3 protein-coding genes and 3 pseudogenes are annotated in these 4,441 nt (G+C 57.1%); 3 read left to right on the top strand and 3 right to left on the bottom strand.

Going from position 1 to position 4,441, the window contains the following annotated elements; translation table 11 throughout:
* Positions 1–127 precede the first annotated feature (127 nt).
* Positions 128–292, top strand: a pseudogene (locus EHH60_RS36765) (IS3 family transposase); the annotation flags it as partial.
* Positions 293–311: 19 nt separating this feature from the next.
* On the opposite strand, the pseudogene EHH60_RS36760 reads toward EHH60_RS36765, so the two are convergent.
* The 3 genes and pseudogenes from EHH60_RS36760 to EHH60_RS38995 all read right to left on the bottom strand — a co-directional run.
* Positions 312–581, bottom strand: a pseudogene (locus EHH60_RS36760) (DDE-type integrase/transposase/recombinase); the annotation flags it as partial.
* Between the two features lie 970 nt (positions 582–1,551).
* Complete coding sequence (locus EHH60_RS36755; protein ID WP_199752523.1) at positions 1,552–2,184, bottom strand: SDR family NAD(P)-dependent oxidoreductase; 633 nt, start codon at positions 2,182–2,184, stop codon at positions 1,552–1,554.
* A gap of 38 nt (positions 2,185–2,222) precedes the next feature.
* The gene (locus tag EHH60_RS38995) at positions 2,223–2,855 is read right to left on the bottom strand and encodes a nucleoside deaminase (protein ID WP_433960424.1); all 633 of its coding nucleotides are present in this window, start codon (positions 2,853–2,855) and stop codon (positions 2,223–2,225) included.
* Between the two features lie 949 nt (positions 2,856–3,804).
* Here EHH60_RS38995 and EHH60_RS36745 point away from each other — a divergent pair.
* Positions 3,805–3,966: an NEL-type E3 ubiquitin ligase domain-containing protein gene (locus EHH60_RS36745; RefSeq protein WP_083235187.1), complete on the top strand. Its 162-nt coding sequence runs from the start codon at positions 3,805–3,807 to the stop codon at positions 3,964–3,966.
* Between the two features lie 305 nt (positions 3,967–4,271).
* Positions 4,272–4,441 (top strand): annotated as a pseudogene (locus EHH60_RS36740) (methionine gamma-lyase); the annotation flags it as partial.

Here is a 4,441-nt window from a genome sequence, read left to right as displayed (position 1 = left end):
TGATCTCGAATCCGGGCCTCATCAATTTGGATCACCTGACCCATGGCATTCCCATCGTTCATTCAAAGCTCCTTCATTCTAGAAGAAGCCGTCAATCCTGAAAGTGCGAAAGACTCTGTACGTTATCCCGCACTCACAGCTCGGATGGAAGACACCCTCCGAGTTCGCCTTCACCTGCCACCCGCGCCGGGATCTGGCGCTGCGCTATGCCGATGGCTCCGCGCCAGCTCCCGTCGCTACCACCGCCCAACTGGGCAAATCCAATGGCTTGAGCGAACTCAGAACTGGATAAAATCTGGGGGCAAGGTCAGCTTGCCTCGCGCGAGGTAGTGCCAAGCGACGCGGCTCTGATCCGCCCACGTCAGAACGGCATTGCTGGCGAGTTGAGTGCCGTTTTTGCTGACCACCGTGTTAGGCTTGCCGCGCTCGGTGATCAGGCGGCTCCAGTTCCCGTGTCACGCGGGTGCCCGAGAGCGAGGTATCGGCCACCAGCGCCAGACACTCGCGGGTGCTATGGTCGACCACGGTCAGAATGCGGAGCGACGGCCGTCGGTGATCTGATCTGACACGAAGTCGCGCGAGACGATTTTTGGGGGCCGTCGCGCCATCGTCTGGGCCCTGGCGACGAGGTCTTTCCCGCGACGCGACATCAGCCGTGCTGGGTGGTAAAACTGAATATGCGATAGCCTTACAGCAGCTGCCAGAGCACCGCTTTGTGATCGAAGGTGAAGATGGGATGGCGCATGAATGACATTTTGCGCGCAGCGGCACCGCGCGATTTGGTACTCCTCGATTCCACGTCGCGCGCTACTTGTGAGAACAACGACTCTTCAAAGCTGGCTTGACGCGCGCCTTGTTCGTCCACGACTGACCGAGTTCATACTCTTGCCATGGCCGGCGATTACGTAGCGGCGCGTCTTGCGGTAAACTATGCGTTCGATTGCCCAACTCGCCATCGTTCCTCACGGTAGCACCACGACTTGATCCGAACCGCGTTGCCGCGCCCTCTCTACTGCCGCCCTGCGCGCCCTGGGGAACATCAATGGAATCTCCGTCCTGAACTCATAGTCTTTCGCCGAAATACTGGGCGATATGATCCGGAAGCGCCAATAGCGGCGCCCCCTTGGCTTCTTCCCGTACTCGCGCTCCCACCGCGAAGTGTCAATCCGCACATCACTCATGTTGGTGCTGATAGCCTCAAAGATTACAACCTTTCCCAGCGGCCTGCTCCAGGGCGTCAACTCATTCGGCTGGTCGGCAAGCTCAAGCACCTGCGTTCCGCAAAGCTGCCCCGCGCACCGTTGCGGTCTGGGCCGCAATCGCACACCCACTCGACGCCTTCACCTCCGACAATGTGCCGATTACCTCAGAGCTTCAGGCTATCGAACTTAATGCCATTACTCCTTATTGCGGTCGAGCCATCATCGCATGACGATGAGCCTTTTCTTCCTCAGACAGCACCTTGTTCAGACGTGTAGCCTCTCGGGTGGCTTCATCGCCCCCCTATCACGCAGGTTTCGCCAGTAAGGAGGGCGTGATAGCCTTGGCGTGCTACAAGGGCCGGATCGTTCTTCCAGTTATTGTCAGCAAATGCTGTCGATCCCATGCCGGCCTTAGCATGGAATGCCGTTGCGGTGGCTCCCGGCTGCAAGATGGTGATCCCGACATTCGTGCCAACCAGTTCTTCGCGCAGGCTGTGGCCGAAGGACGACAGGAATGCCTTCGAGGGACCGTAAACTGTCTCATAAGCGTAGGCGTAGTGGCGGAGAGCGAGCTGACAAACAGAAACTTCCCACCCCCGCTCTTGATCATGCCTGGCAGTAGGGCATAAATCAAACGGACCGGGGAGATGACGTCCAAACTAATCAGATCCAAATGCCGTTCCAGCGGAATTTCAAGAAATGCGCCACCGATGGAAATCCCTGCGTTTAGCACCGCAATCTTCAATGGCCGCTCAGTATCCCATACTACTTTGATGACAACTTCGTTGCCCTCCGCCGTAGTCAGATCGGAGCTGAAAGCAATCACCTCAGCGCCGAGCGACCGGAGTTCACTAGCCGCGTGCTGAACACGATCACTGAAACCTGAGATTACCAGATCGTGACCGTCCTTAGCCAGAAGTAGGGCCAGTTCAAGCCCGATGCCGGATGATCCGCCGGTTACAAGAGCAAGCGGTTTTGTCATTCAATTTCCTTTGTCTTGGAAGGCGATTGTCGCGTCGGTTATTCGGGAAGGATTGACTTCGAACTCGGACGAGAGCGCAAAAAGGCCTTGCTAATCGAAAGGGCCGGCGCAGCGAAAAAGGCGGTCAAGCCGCTCCAGGATACGATGGGCCGCGGTGCGGACGCATGGCGTTCAGGCAACTCCGCTGCCGGTCCAAAGCAACCTCTTCGTTTCATGTATCGCCAAGCAATCGGGTTCCAGTCACGCCAGACCTGCTCGGCTCGCGCTGACAACAGTCCGGACACGATTTCCGGCGGACTTCCAAAAACCTCAGGCAGTTTACTGGATAGATGCTCGTCCTTCAGTACGGTCCATTTCGAGTATCCGCCCATCACCGGAGAGGAAAGCGCGAAGACCACCCGACTTATTCGCGCCTCTCTGGTAGGAAACGAACACATCGGGCACGGCTCGACGATCGAATACAAAGTACAATCTGGCAGACGTTTTCGCTTCAGACTCTTTTGTGCCCGAGAAAGCGCGACTAGCTCCGCGTGTCTAGTTACGTCGCCTTCCGACGAAACGCAATTTGTCGCCTCGGCAACGATCTCTCCTTTAGAAACAATGACAGCCCCGAACGGCAGCTCTCCGTGCTCCGCACCGCGCCGAGCGAGCTCTAGGCACCACTCTATCATTGCCAGATCTTGAGCGTAAGCTTCCGGCATACTCATGAGCGTCAGCATCGGTAAGGGAACCACAACCACTGGCCGGACCGAATATTTCCCCAACTGCGATGATGAGAGTATGGACTCGCGTATAGGGTTGATGTTCGTGAGAGGCGGTCTTCATGCATCGCAACGGAGATCATTGTAAATAGCCCAGATGGAGTGCGGGAAATATAGCGACAGATGAAAGCTGGCATAGTGGAGAGAGCAAACAGGGCGTTGCACTCATTGCCACGGATCGCGAGAGAACTAGTCTGATCAAATCGTCACATCGCTAACCGCCTAGGCAAACGAAGTGCTCATGAACGAGAGCAAGGACGCGTTTGGTCCGCTTCCGCCGACGTTAGGCCGCGGATATCCGGATCGGGGTCTTGTCAGTCGTGGCTTGGACGAGCCTAGTGGCATGGATAGCGTCATCCTTTCTTGGTAGCTTTCGCCGGCCGTGGCGATATTGAGACCATCCCATTTAGTTCTGGTTCAGCGATTGGCCCTATCGTAGAGTGTTCAACGCCATTCTTCGTGCCATCCGTCTCCGACCTCGGGCAACTCGCACCCGCATTAGACCGCATCGCGTGACTTACAACCACTACCAGAAACGGTGGTTCAGAGCTGCCCTGATTGTCTAAACCGAGTTTCCGCATCGATAGGTGGAGCCTCTGACGGTGCTAGGCCGCCATGCGGAGTGGTAGCGTAAGCGGAAAGGGGCTTTCAGGTCACTTGGTCTGTCGACCTTTCTCATCGACCACCACCCCGTAACATTCCGCCCTGATCGCCCTTGTTTCAGCTTATCGGACCGTGGGCCTGACCTCGCGGGATGTCAGTAACTTCGTTGCGGCGAAAGCATTGCGCGCTCGGCGGGAAAGCTCGGCGTCACAATCGCTTGATCCTTCCTGAGATCTGAAACTATCCAGCAGCACTTATGCGCTTATTTGAAGTTTCCGGCGTCACCGACGCTGACGTTGACAGTGCAGAGATAACCGTGCGGAGTAAGGAGGCGGCGGAATTTGCTGACTATCTGGCGACGGACTGGCAACCTTGGGACGATGCAAGGAAATTGCCTGCGAGATCAAGGGCGCTCTAAGGGGTAGGGTGCTCGATGGTCACGGCCTCAGGCTGTGAAGCAGCTTTTGTTAGTTCGCATGAGGCATAGCGCTGTACGTCAGGGCTGCGGAGCGCCGGCCTAGACGCCGGCGCATTGCTCAGGTCAGCTGCTAAAATGTGTGCAAGTAGCGGTGAGAGTCGGACTCGCTTCCCCGATGCCGCAACTGCGCGAAGACCGCCGCAAAACAGGGAGCCCAAAAAGGCCGGGCTCGATTGTGTGACCACCGCCGTGTACCACCGATTCGGCCCGCAACGCGGGGCAAGCATCAGAACAGCGAGGCAACCATGGTAAATCCGTTCCCGTCGAAGACCCATATCGGCAACCATATGCTGCATCCGGAAACCCTGATGCTGACCTATGGCTATGATCCGCAATTGTCGGAGGGCGCCATCAAGCCGCCGGTGTTCCTGACCTCGACCTTCGTGTTCAAGACCGCCGAAGACGGCCAGGACTT

It is taken from the genome of Bradyrhizobium sp. RP6 (assembly GCF_003837805.1).
Classification (GTDB): Bacteria; Pseudomonadota; Alphaproteobacteria; order Rhizobiales; family Xanthobacteraceae; genus Bradyrhizobium.
This window is presented reverse-complemented; position numbering and strand designations above follow the sequence as displayed.

Bases quoted from the DNA above. Each gene is read 5' to 3' on its own strand.
- EHH60_RS36755 (WP_199752523.1), bottom strand. From the start codon at position 2,184: ATGACAAAACCGCTTGCTCTTGTAACCGGCGGATCATCCGGCATCGGG.
- EHH60_RS38995 (WP_433960424.1), bottom strand. From the start codon at position 2,855: ATGATAGAGTGGTGCCTAGAGCTCGCTCGGCGCGGTGCGGAGCACGGA.
- EHH60_RS36745 (WP_083235187.1), top strand. From the start codon at position 3,805: ATGCGCTTATTTGAAGTTTCCGGCGTCACCGACGCTGACGTTGACAGT.